General features: G+C 59.6%; 18 protein-coding genes and 2 pseudogenes. 13 read left to right on the top strand and 7 right to left on the bottom strand.

Going from position 1 to position 21382, the window contains the following annotated elements; genetic code table 11:
• On the top strand, positions 1-1050 hold the full coding sequence (locus tag AC1VNX_RS23805) for a hypothetical protein (RefSeq protein ID WP_483160086.1): 1050 nt from the start codon (positions 1-3) through the stop codon (positions 1048-1050).
• Positions 1051-1530: 480 nt separating this feature from the next.
• Here the strand turns inward: AC1VNX_RS23805 and AC1VNX_RS23800 are convergent, their stop codons facing one another.
• The 6 genes from AC1VNX_RS23800 to AC1VNX_RS23775 form a co-directional block, all read right to left on the bottom strand.
• Positions 1531-2319 (bottom strand): IS3 family transposase, encoded by a 789-nt coding sequence (locus AC1VNX_RS23800; protein WP_483160084.1) that lies wholly within the window; start codon positions 2317-2319, stop codon positions 1531-1533.
• Complete coding sequence (locus tag AC1VNX_RS23795) at positions 2316-2678, bottom strand: transposase (protein ID WP_483160082.1); 363 nt, start codon at positions 2676-2678, stop codon at positions 2316-2318. Before AC1VNX_RS23795 ends, AC1VNX_RS23800 begins: the two co-directional genes overlap by 4 nt.
• 164 nt (positions 2679-2842) lie before the next feature.
• Positions 2843-4045 carry an HNH endonuclease gene (locus AC1VNX_RS23790; RefSeq protein ID WP_483160080.1) on the bottom strand — a complete coding sequence of 401 codons (1203 nt, stop codon included), beginning with the start codon at positions 4043-4045 and terminating at the stop codon, positions 2843-2845.
• A 238-nt stretch (positions 4046-4283) separates the two neighbouring features.
• Positions 4284-4541: a hypothetical protein gene (locus AC1VNX_RS23785; protein WP_483160078.1), complete on the bottom strand. Its 258-nt coding sequence runs from the start codon at positions 4539-4541 to the stop codon at positions 4284-4286.
• A gap of 128 nt (positions 4542-4669) precedes the next feature.
• Positions 4670-5602 carry a hypothetical protein gene (locus AC1VNX_RS23780; RefSeq protein ID WP_483160076.1) on the bottom strand — a complete coding sequence of 311 codons (933 nt, stop codon included), beginning with the start codon at positions 5600-5602 and terminating at the stop codon, positions 4670-4672.
• 423 nt (positions 5603-6025) lie between these two features.
• Positions 6026-6823, bottom strand: coding sequence for a hypothetical protein (locus AC1VNX_RS23775; RefSeq protein WP_483160074.1), 798 nt, complete (start codon positions 6821-6823; stop codon positions 6026-6028).
• Between the two features lie 554 nt (positions 6824-7377).
• Between AC1VNX_RS23775 and AC1VNX_RS23770 the strand changes: the two genes are divergently transcribed.
• Positions 7378-8451: a hypothetical protein gene (locus AC1VNX_RS23770; RefSeq protein ID WP_483160072.1), complete on the top strand. Its 1074-nt coding sequence runs from the start codon at positions 7378-7380 to the stop codon at positions 8449-8451.
• A 544-nt stretch (positions 8452-8995) separates the two neighbouring features.
• Here the strand turns inward: AC1VNX_RS23770 and AC1VNX_RS23765 are convergent.
• Positions 8996-9141 (bottom strand): annotated as a pseudogene (locus tag AC1VNX_RS23765) (IS3 family transposase); the annotation flags it as partial.
• A gap of 622 nt (positions 9142-9763) precedes the next feature.
• Between AC1VNX_RS23765 and AC1VNX_RS23760 the strand changes: the two are divergent.
• The 11 genes and pseudogenes from AC1VNX_RS23760 (at position 9764) to flhA (ending at position 21327) form a co-directional block, all read left to right on the top strand.
• Positions 9764-10246 (top strand): Hcp family type VI secretion system effector, encoded by a 483-nt coding sequence (locus AC1VNX_RS23760; protein WP_483160070.1) that lies wholly within the window; start codon positions 9764-9766, stop codon positions 10244-10246.
• Between the two features lie 143 nt (positions 10247-10389).
• Positions 10390-12645 carry a type VI secretion system Vgr family protein gene (locus tag AC1VNX_RS23755; RefSeq protein ID WP_483160068.1) on the top strand — a complete coding sequence of 752 codons (2256 nt, stop codon included), beginning with the start codon at positions 10390-10392 and terminating at the stop codon, positions 12643-12645.
• Positions 12642-13808 (top strand): DUF2169 family type VI secretion system accessory protein, encoded by a 1167-nt coding sequence (locus AC1VNX_RS23750; RefSeq protein ID WP_483160066.1) that lies wholly within the window; start codon positions 12642-12644, stop codon positions 13806-13808. The genes AC1VNX_RS23755 and AC1VNX_RS23750 overlap by 4 nt, the downstream gene beginning before the upstream one ends.
• Positions 13808-14158 (top strand): PAAR-like domain-containing protein, encoded by a 351-nt coding sequence (locus AC1VNX_RS23745; protein ID WP_483160064.1) that lies wholly within the window; start codon positions 13808-13810, stop codon positions 14156-14158. The genes AC1VNX_RS23750 and AC1VNX_RS23745 overlap by 1 nt, the downstream gene beginning before the upstream one ends.
• Positions 14158-15180: a hypothetical protein gene (locus tag AC1VNX_RS23740; RefSeq protein WP_483160062.1), complete on the top strand. Its 1023-nt coding sequence runs from the start codon at positions 14158-14160 to the stop codon at positions 15178-15180. Before AC1VNX_RS23745 ends, AC1VNX_RS23740 begins: the two co-directional genes overlap by 1 nt.
• Positions 15177-15605, top strand: a complete 429-nt coding sequence (locus tag AC1VNX_RS23735; protein ID WP_483160060.1) for a hypothetical protein — start codon at positions 15177-15179, stop codon at positions 15603-15605. The genes AC1VNX_RS23740 and AC1VNX_RS23735 overlap by 4 nt, the downstream gene beginning before the upstream one ends.
• A gap of 489 nt (positions 15606-16094) precedes the next feature.
• Positions 16095-16580: pseudogene (locus tag AC1VNX_RS23730) on the top strand (IS3 family transposase); the annotation flags it as partial.
• 477 nt (positions 16581-17057) lie between these two features.
• Positions 17058-17297 carry a flagellar biosynthetic protein FliQ gene (locus AC1VNX_RS23725; protein ID WP_483160058.1) on the top strand — a complete coding sequence of 80 codons (240 nt, stop codon included), beginning with the start codon at positions 17058-17060 and terminating at the stop codon, positions 17295-17297.
• 9 nt (positions 17298-17306) lie between these two features.
• Positions 17307-18152 carry a flagellar biosynthetic protein FliR gene (locus AC1VNX_RS23720; protein WP_483160056.1) on the top strand — a complete coding sequence of 282 codons (846 nt, stop codon included), beginning with the start codon at positions 17307-17309 and terminating at the stop codon, positions 18150-18152.
• Positions 18152-19249: an EscU/YscU/HrcU family type III secretion system export apparatus switch protein gene (locus AC1VNX_RS23715; protein ID WP_483160054.1), complete on the top strand. Its 1098-nt coding sequence runs from the start codon at positions 18152-18154 to the stop codon at positions 19247-19249. Before AC1VNX_RS23720 ends, AC1VNX_RS23715 begins: the two co-directional genes overlap by 1 nt.
• Complete coding sequence (gene flhA / locus AC1VNX_RS23710; RefSeq protein WP_483160052.1) at positions 19246-21327, top strand: flagellar biosynthesis protein FlhA; 2082 nt, start codon at positions 19246-19248, stop codon at positions 21325-21327. Before AC1VNX_RS23715 ends, flhA begins: the two co-directional genes overlap by 4 nt.
• Positions 21328-21382: the final 55 nt, after the last annotated feature.

Genomic DNA, 21382 nt, shown 5'->3' with positions numbered 1-21382 from the left:
ATGAAAAATGAAACTGTTGTGGCAGCGATTTTGGATAGTATGGAGCGTATTCCGGGCTTCCAAGTCGCAGTCTTTTGGCTAGAGGAGCAGGGGGATCGAGACCGTCTGTGCGGTGAGTTGAAAAGGTTGTTGGGACAAGCCCGGATCGTGCCGCTTGTTCTTCGGAAGCCTCTTTTTTCTGATCCAAATGGTTGGGCTGCCGATGCTATGGCGATTATTGAAATGCTTAAAGAGCAGATCTTGGTGGCAAGTGAGGGGCGCAGTCACGATTCTCCACTTGGTCTTATTGTGATCGCGAAGAATAAATTAAATATCGCGCAATCCTCATCCCCTGCAATTGCACCAGACTGGCTCCCAGCATATGGCGGTCGCGAGATTATAGTTGTGACCAGAGATGTTCACTCTATTGGGGTTTGCTCTTTGGCTGCTTCAGAAGGTGCTATTGAGGCGATAAAGTCTTCGCTTTATGCGATTGAATTCGGATTGCTTAAAATCGCAAAGCGAGCTTCTTTGGAAAATAGACATCACGGTCAAAAAGTTTGGGGCGAGGTCCTCAAGGGGCGTTCAAGCCTTGCGCGTAGATCTGAGTTCATCGATTTTTGGGAGGAAGGCGTAAACTCAGTGACCGATGCGCTAAGTTACCGGCCGAGCCTGAAATTCGGGTGGTCTATGATTTCTGCTATGTGGGATGTGTTTCTTTCTAGCTCGCCAAGTCAATTGATTTCTAGGTCAGAGGCTTTTGTTGAGTACTTTGGGATCGAAGAAAATTGGATGACAGCAACTCCGCTATCCACTGCAATATTTCCAATTCTTTTTCGCGGCCCAGATGATCAAGGGAGAGGCGGGCAGTTAGTTGCAGGTAGGGGGGTAGTGCTCACAGTTGGATTGGCGTGCCAGCTTGTTACTGCTGCGGCTCATGCTGATCAGTACGGCAAGGTTAATGCAATGGGACTTGAAGCGATTTCGAAGGATCTGCGGTCGGTTCTCTCTGCTGTTGAGCAGCGAATTGAATGGCTTGCTCAGAAAGCTCGCGATGCTGAAGTCCGATAGGATCTTCGACCGAGTTTGTCATTTCTAAGGAAGGTCCGTTTTTGGGGAGATGCAGCGGACGTCAAGGCGCGATTTTGGCGTGCGCCATGTCTACGGGTTTCAGCCAGGTTGAATTTTGGATATTCGGCAAAAAGACTGCGCAGGTTGGGCCGTTGAGCTAGTGGGCCCGCTAGAAGTAACGCGGCGAATTCGGCAACATGCGAACCTATAGCGCGACGGTGTGGTCCATCTCAACGCTCTAGTTTTTGTTTAACCACGTATAAGTCCTCAACGCGAGCACGTAGCGCCTTCGGGTTGACAATAGGCTCTTCTGGCGAGATAGGGAGCCTGCGGAGCTGTGATCGGCGGAGATCTGGCCAAGTGCCAGCCGATACGATTGAAGCTCAACCTCCTGTGCATTTGGGTGAGTGCGCTTGCGAATGGTCGCGTACGGCGCTTCAGCGCTTGATCAATGATCCGGAGGACCACCGGGAGTCAGATCTAAGCCGCTTGCTGGACCAGTTGATCTTCGAACTCGTTGGGTGACCAGTAGCCAAGCGCCGAGCGCAGGCGTTTGGCGTTGTAGACCTCCTCGATGAACCTCGGCAGTCGGGCCGCGACATCGGTGAAGGTCTCGTAACCGCCGATGCAGATGTCCTCGACCTTGAGCGCCTTCATAAAGCTCTCGGCTTGCGCATTGTGGTACGGATTGCCGGGCGAGCTCATCGAGCCGCGCAGCCCCGCTTCCTGCAGGGCCCTGCGGTAGGTTTGGGTTGCGTTCTGCGCCCCGTGGTCCGTATGGAAGATGCAGCCAGGCGCAGGGCATCGGCTTTGCACGGCGGATCGCAACGCCGCCAAGGCCAGCGTCGTATCGATATTGCGCGAGATCGCGTAGCCCACCACCTTGCGGCTGCAGGCATCCAGAATGGCCGCCAGATAGCAGAACCCCATGGCAATCCGGATGTAGGTGAAGTCCGCCACCCACACCACGTTGGGCTGGGTCGGGATGACATTGCGGTACAGGTTCGGGAAGATCGGCGAGTCATGTCTGCGTCGGTGGTGCGCACAAAGCGCCTGCGCGGCTTGATGCCTAAGCTCTGGGCCCTCATCACACGCGAGACACGCTTGTGATTGACCACATGCCCACAACTCGTGCGTCACGCGCCGGTAGCCATAGCCAGGCAACTCGTCCTGAATGCTCTCGATCAGTTCGATGAGGTGCCCATCGTTGAGGCACTCGCTGGTCGCCGTCGACCGATAGTAGAAGGCGCTGCGCGGCAGTTCGATCACTTGGCACCCCGTCGAATGGAGCAGGCTTCGGGCCGGTGACGATCGACAAGTTCTTGTTGTCGCTCACGAGGCGCAGGCGCGGCGCTTTTTTTGACAAGGTCCTGTTCCATCGTGAACTGGCCGACCTTGCGCTCAAGCGCAGCGATCTTGGCTTCGTACTCCGCGATGACCGATGCTTCGGCCTCTTCGGTGCTGAGCTCGCCCCGGTCGTACTGCGTCAGCCACAGCTGAATCAGATTGGTCGACCGGGTGTACTTCCTGGCCGCATCACGCCGCCCGATGGCGCCACTGCGGATGTCTTGGCACAGCTGGATCTTGAACTCCGGCGCGCGGCGCCGATACGGACCTCTCGATGACATAACCTTCTCCTGGTTGAAGGCCCGGCCAGCGTATCAGTTCTGATTTGCCCGGTGGTCCAGCCGCAGGGGTTCACTCCAGGCGCCGACCGGAAGTTGAGCCAGTTTGCGTGTAGTGGCTCACTTCTACTTCGGCGCGGACACGCGCGGTTCAGCCGACGCCGTGTCTAGTGCTTCGCTGCTCCTGTGGGTGGCATTGCACCTGCAACGGGTTGTGGGCCGGCACCGGGCTGCTGCACCGGTACGTTGCGGGTCTGCCGGAGTCTGTCTCTCAGCTCGTCAACTCCTAGCGCCGGGGTTCTGCGGTGGAGCATCGCGTGGCAGTTCGGGCACACCGGGCGCAGGTCTTCGATAGGGTCAAGCTCATATGCCTCTCCGATCTCCGACAGCGGGTTCACGTGATGGACGTGGATGAAGTCCATGCCTAACTCACCGTAGACGTCGGCGAAGTCAAATGTGCACACAGCGCAGTTCCAGCCCCACCTGCCGATGCATTTAAGGCGCGCGCCGCGGTCGCGCTCGTACACTTTGACCTGCCTAACCTTGGGCGCCCCTTCAACTACCTTGTCGCCCGTCGTGGGTTGTTGAGGCACTGCGGCGGTCGGCGTGTAAAAATCCCATACCAACTTCACGGGGGCCTGGTCATACACCTGAATTGGTTTGGCGATGCCAGCGAAAGTGAAAGGATCGCGATCAGCAAGTCGAAAGAAGATATAGACATGGCCGTGGGACAACAACAGCCGCTGAATCTGTTCGTGGCCCAGCCGTGAAGGCCCCTTACCGAACCACACCAGTCGATCGCCCTCAAAGTGGTTTTGGTAGTCGTGTCCTGTTCTACCGGGTGCGCCAACGTTGCAGAAGACAAACCAGTCGCCATCGTGCTCGGCGTAACCTGTAAACCAAGGGCCACCCTTGGGCTCCTGAGTGAAGCCTAGGATTCTGAACACGTCCGATCTGGCGTAGCTGCTACCGAGCTCGAACGGATAGGGTGTGCGTCGCGCTCTATCCTGGCCCGCACCGATGTCTCCTCCATCCATGGTGGGCGGGTTGGACAGTGTCGGCTCGTAGCCAGCGCGTCTCAGCACCTTTTCCGCCATCTGCACCAGCTGAGGATCGAAGTACGATCGCCATTGGCTTTCGACAACCAGTGCTTCCACACTCAGGTCTAGACGCCCAGCCTCCCACAGGCGGGTGAAGCCATCCGACGCGCCGCTCTTTGCAATTAAGTCGAGCGCGGTCTGGTATCCGCCCTTTGACTCGAGCATCCGAAGGAAGTGACCAGGCCAAGGCTTTACGACTTGGAAGGCTTCGTTCGCCTTGCCACGCAGAAATGTAGTGAATAGCTCATCTTGAGCCGCTGTCATTGACATTGGGATGCCTCCACTCCTGTAATCGCTAAACCACTGTATGGTCATCGGCCTTATCGATTGACCAGCGCGGTGAAAACGATGGCTCAACTCTAGCGTGGCCGGCCCGTCCGAAGAGACCAGCAGCGAAAGTCCTCGATCAACGCTGTATGAACCCTGTGGGCCGCCGCCCCAATTCGGCTTCTAGCGGCTTGAGTAAGCGCCGCCCATCAGACGCTCCGGTCCAATGAGGCGTTTACGTTTACTTCTTCTTAGTAATGCGCCCATCCAAGAACGCAATGAGGTCGTCTCGCTTGAAGGGCGCCTTGCCCGGATATTGCTCAAGCTCGCCAGCGATGACGTCTCTGCCGGCGTTGTCTAGCGTGTAGCCACGACTCTGAAGATAGTGGTCAATGAAATACTCGACCTCGTATTTTTCGGCCATGGAAACATAGATGCGGTCTATCTTGCCGATGTATCGCTTGTTGTCGTGATTCGACCAGTCGCCCAGTTTTGCCATTGCATCGCTCCAGTTGAAAGTTGATAGAAAGGCCTGTGTTCTTGATGTCACCGCTATCACGGGGGAGACGTCTATACCCGGGCCCCCTTGATGCTTTGCCAAGTGACGCCTTCTGGGGATCGGCGAAGCTACTGCGGGCAAACCGCGCCGCCACTGGCCTTGCAGCTGCGCGCCTGACTCTCGATCAGTCGGTTCGTGCAGGCGGCATTCTTGCTGGCGAGCCACGCCGACCCCTTCTCATAGCGTCGTTGGCCGGCCGCCAGCTCATAGAGGTTGTCGGCCAGAGTCTGCATGCCATGCTTGGAAATCACATTGCTCGACTCATTGAGCGGGAAGCGCAGTTCCTGTACATGGCGTTCAGGCGCAAAGAAGACCTTATGGAAGATGCGCAGGTTTACTAGCACCTCGTTTGTCTCGTAAACGCGCAGAATCCGCGCCTCTGCTCCATGGTCGACGCCGAGAGACGCGAGTTCAGCCGTCGTGCACGCGCATCCTTGCGCCTGCTGCTCGCGGCTTACGTCAGCGAATCCGGTGACTGAAGTAGGGTCGAACACAATCGCTTGTTCGACGCGGTTAGGGAAGGCGTAGAGAGCATGCTGAGCTAAGCCACCGCCGAGCGAGTGCCCTGTAGCGACGAAGCGCGGCTTACGTTCGCCTTTGGCCGTCGCGCGCTGGTCGAAAGTTTCAATAATCTTTTGCATATGAGCCCGAGCGCGGGAGTATTGGTTGTCGCTGTTAAAGAAGCGCGTAAACCACCAGCTGTTGGCGTGCACCCAGTCGCCATCGCCGGACGTGCCGCGGAAAGCCACTGCTACGAGGGTCTGGTTGTCCAATTTTCGCTGCCAGATGTGTAGCATCAGTCCCTGGTCGTCCTCGCAGCCAGTCAGCGAAGGATTAGCCGGAGAAACAGGCCCTAGAGAGCCGTCTTGCATCCATGACGACGCCGCGTCTGTTGTCCTTGCCAGCATCTCTCTCAGCTTCTCCGCGCGGTCCGCATTGACCCGCACAGGGTTCCCCGCGTCGTTGCAGTCCGGGCGCATGTAGTACGCGTAGGCTGACATGAGCGCATATGGCAACAAACGGCCGGCTACTTCGTCAGGGCGCGAGAGCAGCGCACGGTGGTGGGATGTGCGGATACGCGCAGTCCCGGGCGTGTTGTTGCCTAGGACCTTCACGTCGTCGTCCTCACAAGGCTCCATTGCGAAGTGCGTGCAACTGGCCGTAGCAAGAGCGAAGACCACAGATACGCACTTGAGCAAGATGGTGGGCGGTGTTGGGCGCATCCTTCCTCCTAGCACTCTTTGCGCCGATATTGCGTCTGGCAGCATTTCCGGCCAGCGAGTGGCCGACAAGCTGCCTATGGTCAATGCTCGCATCCAGCAGTTAATTTGGGAGGAGAGCTCTCGTCGTCGATCGATGACCATGGTTGACTTTGGATCTGTTCGACGCGGCAACAACGCCAGAGCTTTCATGCGGGCTCATTGCTAGGCTTTCACGGAGACGTGAATGTGCGCCCGGTTGTCGTACCAGACCCAATCGAACCCCGTTTCAACTGCGAGGCGGCCGAGGCGGCCGAGCTTTGCGCTGTCCAGGTCGCTCGTGGTTAGGTCGGCTGCCCGCCCTTCATAGTGCAGGCTACTGCCGGCATGCTCATTGTTTTCGTCCCAGGCCTCGGTCACTCGCAGCCTAACGCCCGGCCATTCGGTCGCGACGGCTATTGCCAGGGCGTCGAGTCTGCGCTTCATGCGCGGGGTCATCATCCGGTCAGCGCCGGTCTTCTCTTCATCCTTGAAGAGGATGGCGGTGTTCGCGTTGGAGACTAGATTGGCGAACTCCGGGTCCGCCCGCCCGATCTTCTTCCTGATCGCGCCGCTGGCGTCTACTTCACTCTTTGCTGGTACCTTCTCACCTAGCGCCAGATCTGGCGCGCGTGCATTCTCTGCCGTCCAGGTTCCTGCAAACTGGTGCCGAGCGTCACTACATGACTCACAGTCGTGTTGCCGCGGAGCGATGCCGTGCAGATGTGCCAGTCTTGCAAGGGTGGCCGCTTGAACAGGGTGAAGGATTTCCTTGCCCGCGACTGGGGTGGACAGCAACTGGCTCACTTTCGCGAGGCTGTCGAGGAGTGCACCGGTCTCAACCGCAACGTCCAGCGGAGTTTGCTTGCGTGGAGGCTTGTGGCGGCTTTGAGTCGGAATGACAAGTCTGTCTGAAGACGGCTTTATTCGCTCCTGCGTCTGCGGAGCGCCGGCGTTGGAGATGTTTTTCCTTGCGGGTGCCATGCCTCTTCTCCTCGTTGTGCGCCGATGGCTAGGGTTGCCTTTTGGGCGTGCTTAGCATTCCTAAACTACTCGCGGCCGACCACCTCGTCATCACCAAGATTGGGGATGTGAGGCACAGTTGTATGTGCTTTAGATGCCAGCTGACGCTAGTTGACCTTGCGTGCGACGCTGCACTGTGCTTGGTGAACTGCTAAGGAGAGCGCCGCGAAACAGCCGCAGGGCTGGCTGTTAATGATCTGTCTCGTCATTGCAGGCCACCTGTCGATTGCTTGCTATTACGACCTTGCTCTTGCTGGGGGGTAGGGACGGGCTGAACACCCGTTGGCGTGCGCGGCGCCTCAATCACCGTCCCGCTCGCCGCTGAAGATGCGTCATATGTCCCACGCAAGATGGTGTGAATCCGAGCGTTCTAGGCCACCAACTGCATTTCAAAGCGAGCTAATCACGCGTAATGGAAATGGCCTCATATGTCGTGAGAGGCAAAGGATCTACATTGCTGGGCCTACCATGTTTGTGCGATGCGGTCAGAGTTTGTGGGTGTAAGACTGTGTAATATGAACATTACTTTCGGCCCCAATACGTATCCGGTGCTGCCCACACCGGCCGCTTTCGCCGGGGCCAGTGCGGCCAACTACCGGTACATGGGGGGGCTGATAAGCGGGAGCTATGCACGAAGCAATGAGTTGAGTGGCGTGGACAATGCGCTTACAGCTTTTGATCAGGTTCCTAGCCGTGCGAACTGGCTCACGCTCGCGCTGAGAATGCAAACCTGGCTCACCGCTAAGGCCGGCCGATACAACGCGGGAACAGGTGTTATCAATTCAGTGCGTGGCGCCAGTGTCACGAACCTGAAGGCGCAAATAGATGCCTATGCGCAGTTCCTATTGGACAGAGATACATTGATGGCGAATGTGGCCAACCAGTTGGACCTGCTGAACTGGCGGACACGCACCATATGTGCCGAGCTCTACGACGATGCCAACAACGCTGCGTTCGGCCCCTATGCCCCGCATATCGCTGTCCTAGAGGAAGAAGGCATTTTGTCCTCCGGTTTTGTGCGAGCGTTCCGCCCCAATCAGACAACGATTGCCGACTGGGACAATGCAGGCGCAGGCGAACTCGCCCGACTGAATGCTTGGCCGGTGCTTCAAGGTGTCGCGCGATTCCGAATCAACAATTGGCGCGCTTGGCACCCAGGCCTTGTTGACCCCCGGAAGGGACTCTTCTGCCATTCTTCCGCGGCTCTGGCAGTGCACTGCATCGTCACACATCGCATTGCTTTGCAGGGTGCGCTCACCTGTCCCATTCGCTCCATCGACGTCTACCATCAGCGCGGGAACGCCGGAGAGATCACGCACTGGTGGGTTGCCATCAACCGTCCGGACAACATAGCACTGGGAACCGCACCTCATGGCACGTTAACCACCATGGCCGATTTCAACCGCTTGGAAATGATGGGCGGTTTCGTCATCGATATTTGGGGTGCGCTGTGGCTTGCACAGCAAAACAACCCAGGCAACTGGGTCGGTAACGCGGCACAGGTCAACGGCAGTGCCGTCAGGCTCGCTCCCTTCATTACTCTAAATGGCGTGAACACGTTGACCCACTACTCGCGGCAAGTATTCTGAAAGAGATGCATCCCTGATGCAGGCTATCGGGTGTTGATGAACGTGAAGAAAGGCGGAGCCTGTGAGTACTCACCGCGAGGACGATCAACCGCTGGCCGAACAATGCAGCGCGGGTGATCAATTTGTTTGTGTTGTCGAGCCTAGGAGTGACCAGAAGGAAACGGATTGCAATGATGCGCGGCAGGCGCGTCCAAAGGCAACGTAAAGGGGGCAAGGCAGTTCAAACGCATGAGATGAACGGTGAGACGAGCACGCGCGTGCAGCGGCACGCACGCACGCACGCTCGCTCGCTCGCTCGCTCGCTCGTCCTCGAACCAATTTCCGACATGGTGGTGGCATTCCACCCGCCAAAGCTCACCTTCGTAAACGCCGGCTTATCGTGGGTTGAGATGCGATACGGAAACGACCACCGATAACAGGGCATTCTCGTGGTGCTAGTTATCGCCAGTTGATCAAGCGCGCATCAACGAGGTCGGACGGGCCCTAGTCTCACCGAGGCCTGCCTCGTAGACGCCGGCGCCTCGAGCTGAGGCAGGTGGCTGGCCATCCGCAAGCCCTCGCTAGTCGTGATACCTTCACGCACGCCAGTGCCGACTCGGCACGCTTGACCCATTCGTTCAAGGTCTGCGGCAGACATCCAATCTTGGGCGCGATGGACTCGATGTCCGCCCATAGCGACGGGTACACGCCGACGAGCGAGCACAGAAGGACCACCATTGGTATTTTGATATCTCGGTGCGGATTCCCGTTCCTGCTGCGCCTGGTCCTTCGATGACCGCCTTCGCAAAGAGCGAAAAAGTCCAGCCGGGTTTCAAAGCTGATTGATCCGTCCACGCCGTCAATCTCCAATTTCCAATCTTCTTTCGACCGAGCGCGAACGCAGGAGCCTCTTCAAAAACGGGGATCCCGCATTGCTTTGGTTCATTTCGGCCTCCCATAGAAGCCCTGCCATTTGTGTCGATTAAGACGGAAGAATTAATAAAATTTCAGTCGATACCAATTTCTTGCCGAATAAATCACAAGCCCTGGAAAAAATCGCGAATCCAAAAATTATTCGCGCACCTGCAACGATCTTTTACTAGAGTAACGGCTACGTCCGATAAAGATGCACTTGTAAAGCGCTGCGCGCCGTCGAATGAGTATTTAATTCGTAATTTCAACGGCGTTGAGCTTCTAATATGTGACTTTGGACACTGGCAGGTTGGCTTAGAGTTCGCTAGTTTCGGTATTGATAGAGGCACGGGCTGCTAAACAGGGCGGCTTATATCAACGGTGTCCCGCAATCGGGCCTATATAACTTTTGGGGTTAAACATGGCGGTAGACATGTTCATGCGCGTAGAGGGCGCAAACGGCGAATCGAAGGATTCGAACCACAAGGACTGGACCGACATCAAGTCGTTCGCGTGGGGAGCCACGCAGCCCGGCAACATGGTCAGCGGCGGTGGCGGCGGTGTCGGCAAGGCCAGCTTCAACGACCTGCAGGTTCTGGCGCGCATCGACAAGGCGGCACCCTCGGTGCTGAAGAACTGCGCCAGCGGCAAGCACCTGAGCAAGGTGGAAGTGTCGGTATGCAAGGCCGGCGGCTCGCAGATCGAGTACACGCGTGTGACGCTCGAAGAGGTGCTGGTGACCTCGGTGCAGTACTCGGCGGAGCAGGGGGGCGACGCGGTGTTGGTGCAGTACGCGTTCCAAGCCGCGAAGGTGAAGCAGCAGTACTGGGAACAGACCGACAAGGGCGGCAAGGGCGCCGAGACGGTGCTGGGCTGGAACATTAAGGAAAACAAGGAGGCTTGAGCTTCTTGCGGCCGACCTTCGGGGCTTCCTTGCGCTGAGACCCGGGGTCCAGAGCCGTTTGTTACGCGAGGTCAATTCAGGGGGAGTCCATGCCAACAGGGTCCGCGCAGCTTGCGCGCGTTCTCAGCGTCTCTTCGCCGGCCATGCCAATGTTGGGCGGCGAGCCCGCCTTGGAGCCGATTGCCATTGACGGCAGTGAAGGGCTGAGCAGGCTGTTCGGCTACACGCTGACGCTGGCCACGCCCGAGCAGCAGGGCTACAACGAGCGGCAGGCGGCCAACGTCGCCATCAAGCAGCTGGTGGGTGAAATGCTGGCCGCGCACATCGTGCTCGACGGCCGTCCGGGTTCGGGGCCGCAGCAGCGCCACATCTCGGGGCTGGTCACGCGCGTGCGCTTCCTGCGGCTGGAGAACCGGCGCGCGCTCTACGAGGCCGTGATCGAACCATGGCTCACGCTCGCGACACGCACGAGCGACTACCGCATCTTCCAGAACCAGAACGTGCTGGACATCGTCAAGGCGGTGCTCGGCAAGTACGGCCTGCCCTTCGAAATCCGGACGACGAGGAGCTATCCGCCGCGCGAGTTCCAGGTGCAGTACGGCGAGAGCGACCACGACTTCGTCGCGCGGCTGCTGCACGAATGGGGCCTGTACTTCTACTTCGAGCACGAGGAGAACAGCCACAAGCTGGTCATCGTGGATGACATGGCCTCGCACCAGCCCTTCGCCCACGAGGGCTACCGCACCATCCCCTTCCATCCGGCGGACGCGACGGTGCGCGAGGAGCACTGCGACCGCTTCAACGCCTGCGAGGAACTGCAAAGCGGCCGCTGGGTGACTGACGACTTCGACTTCAAGCGCCCCAAGGCCGAGCTGCAGCAGATCAGCGCCATGCCGCGCAAGACCGCGCAGAACACCTGGGAGCGCTACGGCTGGCCGGGCGACTATGTCGTCGAGTCCGAAGGCGAGCAACTGGTGCGCACGCGCATGGAAGAGACGGGCAGCCAGGGCGAGCTCGCCAGCGGCTCGGGCAACCTGCGCGCGGTGGTGCCGGGTTGCATGATGACGCTGGAGCGCCATCCGCAGAACGAATCGAACCGGCAGTACCTTGTCACGCATGCGCATCTGGAACTCCAGGATGTGGGCGATGCGAGTTCGCAGCAGGAATTCGAGTGCCGCGTCGACTTCGACGTGATTCCGTCGAGCAAGGTCTTTCGCGCGCCGGTGCCACCGGTGCCCAGGCCGCGCACCACGGGCCCGCAGACCGCCATCGTCACCGGCCCGGCCGGCCGCGAGATATGGACCGACGAGTACGGCCGCGTGAAGCTGAGTTTTCACTGGAACCGCTACTGCACGAAGGACGAGAACAGTTCCTGCTGGGTGCGCGTGTCCTCGCCCTGGGCCGGCTCCAACTTCGGCGGCATCCAGATCCCTCGCATCGGCCAGGAGGTGATCGTCGACTTCGAGAACGGCGACCCCGACCGCCCCATCGTGACCGGCCGCGTCTACAACGCCGACAACATGCCGCCCTGGACGCTGCCCGACAACGCCACGCAAAGCGGCCTGCTCACGCGCAGTTCCGAAGGCGGCAGCGGCGCCAACGCCAATGCGCTTCGCTTCGAGGACAAGAAGGGGCAGGAGCAGGTGTGGCTGCATGCCGAGCGCAACCAGGACATCGAGGTCGAGCACGACGAGACCCACTCGGTAGGGCAAGACCGCAGCAAGAAAGTGGGCCGCAACCAAACATCCACTATCGGCATGGCATACATGCACAACGTCGGCCTCGCCAAGATGGTGAACATCGGATTGGCCTACTCGTTCAACGTTGGCGTGTTGCGCAACAGCGTCGTCGGCATGATGGACAACACCATGGTCGGCAAGACGAAGACCACCAAGGTCGGCGAGCAATACGCTCTTTCAGTGGGAGGCGACAAAGGCAGCCACATTCAGATGGACGAAAAGACCATTTCGCTGCGGGTTGGCGCCTCGGTCGTGCAACTGCGGGCCGATGGTTCCATCGCCGTTACGGGAAAGAAGATCAACATCACTGCGCAAGGAGATGATGTCACCGTCAACGGAGAAAATATCTGGCTGAATCCCACCGGCGGGCAGGCCGCTCTGCAGCCTTCGGCTGTTCCGGTTGCGCCGCCGTTCCAGCCCCCCGACAGCCCGGCGGCAAGTCTGGGCAAGCTGATGAGCGACCCAGGCCAACTTCTAGGCAAGGTTTCTCAACTGGCTTCGGTGGCCCGGCAGGTCTCCTCGGCGGGAGGCGGCGAAGGAGGAGGAGAAGTCGACCCTGCGCAGCTGCTGGGCGTCGCATCGGCTGCGGTGGCGGGAATGGGAGGTGCGAAAGAGGTGCGTCCTGAATCGGGCGATGGAACCTCCGGGAGCACACTTTGAGCGCGGCATCGGCAGCGGCAATTCCGGCGCCACGCCTTCAGCAGGTGCGCAATGCGACGCCCTTTCCTCATCTTCAATTTGACAAGATGGGCAAGGGAAGACGCTTTTATGACGTCGTGATCGTCTGTGCGAGCTTTGTTCTCGCTGCAGGCCGCCTGCAGCCCGCCCTAGGGCATCGGGGGACAATTTTGGCGGATGAGTTGTGGGATCCTAGGCACGCCGAGTTGTCGAGCCTGCGCGCCGCCACCGACGTACTGTTAGCCAAGCCTGCGACAGATGTTTACCTAACCGGTACGGCGCGCACTTTCGATGAGCGACCGTGCAAGGCGTGGAATGTTGCCCTCACCGTCAAACGCGAAGGAGAGCCGCTGCTGCATAAAGCGCTTCGGTTGACGGGGCCCCGATATTGGGCCGCCGGGCCGGAGGCGGCGCACTATGTGTTGACTGATCCTGAGCCCACAACGGGGGTTCCGCTTCGCTACGAACTCGCTTACGGCGGGTGGTGGTTCGACAAGGGCGACCCCCCCTCCGCGTCGCCTCGTACGTACGGGCCGAATCCATGTGGAACGGGTTGGTTTGGGACGGCGCACAAGGACCACGACGCCCGCGCCCGCTACGAAGGCAGAGAGTTAGTGCAGGCACCGCAGATCGAGTATGCGGATGCACCCATTTCGGGTAGCAATCGGGACCTTGTGGTTGCTGGGCTGGCGCCGATCGCCCGATCCTGGGAGCCACGTGTTTCCTTGGCCGGCACATACGACGACGCTTGGCGCAAGGCGGTCGAGCATGAGCGCGTCATGGACTATGCCTCGGACTTTGACGAGCGCTTCTTCCAGTATGCGCCGGGCGACCAGGTGATTGCCGACGGGCTCGTCGGGGGCGAGGAAATCGGCCTGGCCGGCTTCTTTGCCTCCGCGCCTGCCATCGAGATGCAACTGCCCCAAGTTCGGATTGAAGCGGCGTGCAAGGCTGGAAACGGCGGACAGTACTGCGAGGCTATGAAGCTCGATACCGTGCATATCGATCTGGACGACATGCAGGTTCATCTCACCTGGCGGCTGACCCTTGATCAGGCGCGCGACATCGTTGCGGTCGAGCTGCGCGACCAATCAATCGATGAAAAGTCAGTTCATGCGATAAAACGGATGAAGGGAGCTGCTTGATGGCCGTGGAAAAGCACGTTGCCGATGCCGAAGCGCAGTTCATGGTGCTCAACGTAACTCCGGATTTTTGCAAGGTCGGCAGCAGAATTGTCCCCTTCGACATTGTCGCCTTCCTTCCTCCGGAACGCGCCGCGTATGCGCATTCGGTCTTTGCCCACAGCGAGAAGGTGTTGATGGTTGACAGCGTCGTGAAGGGGGTGACGGGCAATGCCGGAAGCGGTGTGCGATCTGGCGTTTCTCTGGACGCCGGCAATGTCAAAGTCATCACAGGGGCAAAAACTGTGTTTGTGGAAAGCCGGGCAGCGGCACGGCACGGCGACCTCTGCGAAATGAATGGAGCAGCGGGCTGATGGGCGACACGCCATTCAGCGGCAATGGGACCATCGGTCGCTTGCATACGCAGGTGGCGCCGACGCCGCCCCGAATGCTCCAGAAAATGGACTGCGAAAGGATCTGGAGCAATGTCCGGGAGGCGGAGCGAGCGATGGGCTGGATACAGTGGATCGCCACGAAGGACGAGGCGTGGCGCGATCCGTGGGTCATCAATGCGCGTTACCAGGAATGCAAGCATTGGCCGAACCAACTCGAGGAATCCAAATACACGCAGGCTCGCGACCAGTTGATGGCCTATGACCGCGGTGAGCTGGCGTTAAGCGCGGAGGATGCCGTTAAGCTGCGTGGAGCCGTGAATAAGGTTCAGTCTCTGTACGAGGTGCGCTCGCCCTACGTGACCGCGCCTGCCGACTACATGAGCGAGCCCGAAAGGGAGCTCTTCCGGCGGTCGGGGAACAACCTGGGCATGGCCCTTATGCCGACTTCGATCCCCGGGGTTTTGGGGGCACGATTGCTGGGGGCCAATGAAACAGTGGCGGCGCAGGCGGGCTTGGCTACAGCGGGGGTGCTTGGGGCTGGATCGGCGACCTTGGCAGCAAGGGGGCAGCAGCCTCGGTTGCCACCGCGTCAGCAGACCAATGGCTTGTATATTGGGCCGAAGAGAGTTTGGAACTACAAGCCGCCCCTCGCCTCACGGCATAGCATTCGCGGCGTCAAGGAGAACAGCCGGCCGAAGGGAAAAAATACCGTGGCCGAACCGTCTGTGGATATGAAGGCGGACATAGAGGCCATTAACAATGGACAGGGCACACGAAGCGGAAACCTGTACACGGTTAACGGAAGAACCTATGAGCGTTTTGATGACCATTTGGTGCCGCACAGCGGACCTGGGTTCCACGCGCTCGATAGGGGTGAATTCAAGGCGCTGGGCATTTTCAATTCGCAAGGCAACACACCGCAGGCGATGCAAAATGCAATCCGGACAACTAACGATGCGACTGCTCGACGAGCGCTCGAGATCTGGAGACTCGGACAATGATCTGGTTTGATGCTTCCCTGGAGAGCCCCGCCGATGACGGCCTGTTGCAACGTTGCATAGCAGAGATGCTGAGCATCTCCACTGAGAGCGTGGACGTTGTCCACAGCATCGGCGAAATGAAGGATGCGCTCGTGACGTGCGTCGCTGACGCTCATTCCGCGGAACGGTACTCGCAGTTGATCACTCTGTACATCTCTGAAGAATTACCACGCCCCGATGTTCCTGAGGCAGCCGCTCGGTTGGCTCAGACGCTTGATAGATCGTTGCTCTTGGTGAACGATGAAACAGCAAACCCGTATTCATTCATTCACGTTTCCAGTACTGGCGAGCGTTCGGTCGTGTTGGTAGACCCTGATGAGCTGGACGAGAATGATCGCTATGTCGTTCGAGAGTCCAGTAGAGGAGACGACCAGCTTTCGACCTAGACAGACCTGTGCGGTGGCTACGGTTCCGTTGCGAGGGGCACTGGAGGAATGCTGAAAAGATAGCTACCTATGAAGTCACGGCGGTGCTCGCTTCAGCGCGGCACGACCCTGCCATCTGGGGTAAGCAATCGAGATTGAAATCTGCATGGCTGGCGACAATGCGTTGCTGTTTTGCGCACGAGTGCGTGCGCCGGGCCAACCGGCAGTAATGGGGCGTTCTCGTGACCTTCGTTATCGCGATCTGAGGCTCGAGGTGGCCCTGGCTGCTGATAATGGGGTGTTCTCGTGACTTTGATTTTCGCGAGCTGAGGCACAAGATGTTCCCTCGTCTGTAAGCGGTCAATTACCGACGCCTTTGAACTGGCATGGCCGAGTTGACGGTCTCCGACGACGGCAGCCAGTGGGCTGGCGCCGGGTGTGGCTGCTTGGGAGGTGCCGAAAGCGGCGGCCATCGAATCCACCGCCGGTGATCGGCAGGCGTAAGTGTCGCAGACAGACGAACTGCGGCGGCTGAAGGCCGATCTCAAACGTGTGACTGAGGAGCGCGACCTCCTAAAGGAGGCCGCGGCGTACTTTGCCAAACAGTCCGGGTGAAGTACGTGTTCATCGAGCGCCATAAAGGCGGGCACAGCGTTCGCAGGCTGTGCAAGGTCGTGGTCGTTCGCCCCATCGGCTACTACGACTGGAAGGTTGAGCCGATGAGTACTCGTGGCAAGGACGATCGTCTGTTGGGCCTTCTCAAGCACGCTTGGTTGGAGAGTGGCGGTGTCTATGGCTACCGCGAGCTGACCATGGACATGCGCGATCTGGGCAAAGACATGCGGCAAGCATCGCGTAGCTCGCCTGCTCGGGCTCGAGGGGCTGCGCTGCCAGATGGGCAGGCGAGCCCAGCCAGTCGTGGGCCTGGACATTACTCGCATCCGCACCTACGAGGGCTGGCTGCCCCTGAAACGCCTGCAATCAGTGATTGGTCGCGGTCGCCTGACAAATTCGAAGATCAATCACTCCGGAACGCGGCTTAAACCAACGTCCTATCGGAGTCGTGCTTTAACAGCGGCGGCTCTGCCCGACGCAATGCCAGGCAGGCAAGTTGCAGAGACGCAACTGCCGTAGAAGCGGTCTTTAAAGTTCCTAATGCTTTAGATCTAAATTCTTCGCGGGCATTCCTAAATTTTGTAATCGAAGGCGAGCTCTTGGTAATTAAAGGTTAGATTTGTGGGGGTTAGATATCAAAACACAGTCAGCCGCATACAGAGTAACCGGACTTTCTAAGGTTGCCGAGCGGCGCGGAGGGCGCGGGAAGTGACGCAAAGAAGTGCCGGCGGGACGAGGGAGGAAGATGCAATGCTGACATCTTCTAGTGTTTGCCATGGCGTCGAGGGCCGGCCCTTAGGGGCATTGCCTACCTATTACTGACAGGCGCCGATGCACCCCGATTTAGCTCTGCGCATGATGAGCGACCTGCTGTGGGTCGCTTTCGTTACCTGCGCGCCTGTCCTGGGCCTCACGATGCTGGTCGGCCTTTTGATCAGTGTGGTTCAAGTGATCACTCAGGTTCAGGAGATGTCGCTGACCTTTGTGCCCAAGCTGGTGGCGGCAGGCCTTGCACTGATCATCTTTGGGGCCTGGATGCTGCGTAAGCTGATCCAGTACGCCACCGAGCTCTGGTCGTCGATCCCATCGATGTTCTGAGCAGAGTCCGTGCACAGTTCGAGCTTTGCCCTGCTGCCTGGCGCTTCGTTGCTGGTGGCCACTGCACTGGCGTCCCTCAGGCTCGGCGCGATGCTGCTGTTGACGCCCATCCTCGCCTCGGGCGGAACGCCATTGCGGGTGCGGGTGCTGACCATTCTTGGATTTGCCGCCGTCCTTGCGACCGGAACGAATGCGAGCGGGGGGCTCTTTCCTGAGGCCCTGATGGCACGACTCGCGGCGGAGCCTGGCCTGCTCATGCAGGCTGCTGCCACAGAAGTGGCAATGGGTGCGACGCTGGGCGTCGGCATTCACCTCGCCTTCAGTACGTTCGCGGTGGCCGGCCGTCTTTTGGACATCCAGATCGGGTTTGGTCTGGGGCAGGTATTTGATCCGACAACCCATGCCAGCATGCCGCTGTTGGCAACTGCGTTCAGTCAGCTGGGCGTGGTCGTGTTCTTCCTGGTTGATGGCCATCATGCGCTGTTGCGTGGCGTCGTCTACAGCTTCGAACGCTTTCCACTTGGGCAGCCCTGGCCCGTCGATGCGGCTCTGGGGCCGGTGCTCAAGCAGGCGGCCGGCCTTCTGGGGCTGTCGTTCGCGCTTGCGGTTCCTGTGGTCTTCTGTTTGTTGATCGCGGAGTTTGTGCTGGGTGTGCTTTCGCGCAATCTGCCTCAGATGAACATGCTGGCTGTCGGCATCCCGACAAAGGTCGTCGTCGGTCTGATTGCGCTTTCGTTATGGTTCTCGGGCATGGGCTCGGTCATGAGCAGGGTGTATGCCTCGATTTTCGAGAACTGGACGGCGATGTTCCTGGCCGTCTCAGTTGCGGGACATGAGCCTGGAGGGCGACGCTGATGTCGCAGAGCGACCTGGATCGCAACCAGCCCGCCACGCCTTACAAGCTGCAGAAGGCGCGCGAGCGCGGCCAGGTGGCCAAGAGCGTGGATGTCATTTCCGCGATCGTTTTCACGTCCGCGATGCTCTTTCTGACCGCCCAGGGATGGGTGACTTGGAGCGAGCAGTTTCGCTTCGATCGCACACTGCTGGTGCTCGCGGGGCGCGTCGATCTGGACATGGCTGTCGCCGGCTCGCTGCTGGCGGAGGGACTGTGGTTCACATTTACGCAAGCTGTTCCGTTTTTTGTGACATTGCTGGTCGCCGCTGTGTTCAGCAATCTGATCCAGACAGGACCTGTTCTGTCGCTGGATCCTCTCAAGCCAGACTGGAATCGACTCAACCCGGTGGCGGGCTTCAAGCGCGTCTTCTCTGTGCGAATGCTCTTTCTCGCATTGAGGGCATTGCTCAAGCTTGCATTGCTCACGGTGGTGGCGTATGCCGCGATCAAGTCGCTGCTGCCGCAGTTCTTCCACCTCACTGGCCTTTCTGCGGCAGGCACTGTGCGCACCATGCTGGACGACTTTGCGTCGCTCGGCCTGCGATTGGCCGCGATGCTTGCTTTCATCGCCTTGCTGGACCTGCTGTATAGCCGGCGCGAGTTCGCGAAAACGATGCGCATGAGCCATCGAGACATGAGGGATGAATCCAAGAACCGGGACGGCGACCCGCGTATACGTGCTCGGCTGCGCGAGCTTCGGCGAGAAATGCTCAAGCGAAGCCTGGCGCTGCGCGACACGAAGTCGGCCGATGTGCTCATCACCAATCCGACGCATGTGGCGGTGGCTCTGCGCTATGTGCATGGCGAGATGACGTCGCCGCAGATGGTCGCGAAGGGCAAGGGGCCGATGGCCGCCGTCATGCGCCAGATCGCTGCCCGGCACCGCATTCCCGTGGTCCAGAATCCGCCGCTGGCCCGCGCGCTGTATGCGGAAATGGCGCTCCAGGAGCACGTGCCGATGGCGCACTACGCGGCCGTTGCTCGCATTGTGGTCTGGGTCTTTGCGCAGCGCGATGCACGTCGTTCGACTCAAACCCATCAGGGGCGGGCCGCATGATTGGATTGCAGCGGTTCTTCGGGCGGCACAGCGACATTGCCATGGTGTTGCTGGTGCTGGGCGTGATGATCGTGCTGTTCGTGCCGATCCCCGCAGGCCTTTTGGACTTTCTCATCCTGACCAATTTCGGCTTCGCGCTGCTGGTTCTGCTGCTGACTTTCTACATTGCGCGCCCCGTCGAGTTCTCCACTTTCCCGTCGCTGCTGCTGATCGCCACGCTGTTTCGGCTCTCGCTCAATGTGGCGGCGACGCGTCTGATCCTGTCGGACGGGAATGCGGGCAAGGTCATTGCAGCCATTGGCTCCTTCGTGGTGGGCGGCAACTACGTGATCGGCCTGATCGTGTTCCTGATCCTGATCGTTGTGCAGTATGTGGTGGTGACCAGCGGCGCACAGCGAGTGTCGGAGGTCGCCGCGCGCTTCACGCTGGACAGCATGCCTGGCCAGCAGATGAGCATCGATGCCGATCTCAACATGGGGTTCATCGATCAGGCCCAGGCCCAGGCGCGGCGCAAGAACCTGGAGAAGGAGTCGGCCTTCTACGGTGCGATGGACGGCGCGAGCAAGTTCGTCAAGGGCGATGCGATCGCCGGCATCATCATCATGTTGATCAACATCATCGGAGGATTGGTGATCGGCGTGCTGCAGCATGGCCTGCCTTGGGGCGAGGCGCTGCGGACCTACACGCTGCTGACCATTGGAGACGGGATCGTGACCCAGGTGCCCGCGTTGGTCATCGCGGTCGGCACCGGGATCATCGTCACGCGCTCCGCATCGGACTCCAATCTGAGCGCGGAGGTCCTGCGACAGATCACCTCATTTCCGAAGACGCTGCTGTTAGTCGCCTTTGCCCTGGCAGGACTGCTGACCTTGCCGGGGGTACCAGTGCTTCCGACGCTGGTGTTGGTGGGATGCATGCTTGCGGCGGCCGCCGTGGCGCACCGCATGCAGCGACCGTCGGCGGCGATGCCCGACGCGGCCGCCGTGGATCAGGGCGAGGAGGCCGGTACGGCGGGGGGCGCGCGCGGGGATGTCGAGGCTCACGCCATGCTGGCGGTCGAGCCGATCGAGATCGCCGTGGGGGCGCACTGGTCCGCGCTTGTGCAGGACGGTGCCAGTCCCCTTCTGGAGCGGATCGCCACTTTCCGCAAGCTCCACGCACAGGAGCTTGGCGTGGTTCTGCCGCCTGTCCGGTTCCGGGCTGCGACCAAGCTTGCCCCCGATCGCTACGAGATCATGGTGGACGGCGTGCTGTGTGCGAAGGGTGATGTCCGTCCGGATCGATTGTTGGCGATCCATCCGGGCGGAGATATCCAGAGCATCCCCGGCGAAGTGACGCGAGACCCGACCTATGGGCTACCGGCCCTTTGGATCCATGAATCCCAGCGGCAGACGGCGGTTGCCCAGAAGTTCACGCTGGTGGATGGCCCCACGGTGTTTCTCACGCATCTCACCGAGGTTTTGCGGCGCGAGTCGGCAACGCTGCTGAGTCGTGCAGAAGCTGACAAGTTGCTTGCCCGCGTGCGTCAGAGTCAACCGGGTCTGGTGGAAGAACTGGTGCCCACGGTGCTGTCGGTCAGCGACATCCAGAAGGTTCTGCAGAACCTGCTGCGCGAGAAGGTTTCGATCCGGCATATGGAAGCCATTCTCGAGACCCTGGTCGACGCTGGACGGCACAGCAAGGATCCCGTCACTCTGACGGAAGCGGTGCGCCACAGACTGGGCCTGGCGATCTGTCAGAGCTTGATGGGGGAGGCCAGCGCGCTCCAGGTACTGACGCTCGACCCTGCGGTGGAGAGCGAGTTCCTGCACAGCGTGCAGCGAGCGCGCAGTGGCGCGGAACCGGCGCAACCGTTCGTTCTCGATCCGAAGCTCACGGAGCAGTTCATTGCCCGCTTGGTCCAACAGGCCGAACGCATGATGAAAAGCAACTTGCTTCCCGTCCTCCTGTGCTCGCCTGAACTGCGTCGACACGTGCGTTCGATCTCGGAACGCGTCATGCCTCATCTGCGCGTGCTCTCCATGACGGAGGTGCCTCAGAGCATCGAGCTCAAGGCTTGGGGTGTGATCGCCATATGAAGTCCAGAGCAATGACCGTTCGCATCCTGACCGTCCTCACCCCACGGATATCTCA

The sequence above is a fragment of the Variovorax sp. TLI9-5A genome (genome assembly GCF_056867935.1).
The sequence above is the reverse complement of the archived record's forward strand: the minus strand, read 5'-3'. Positions and strand labels throughout refer to the sequence as shown.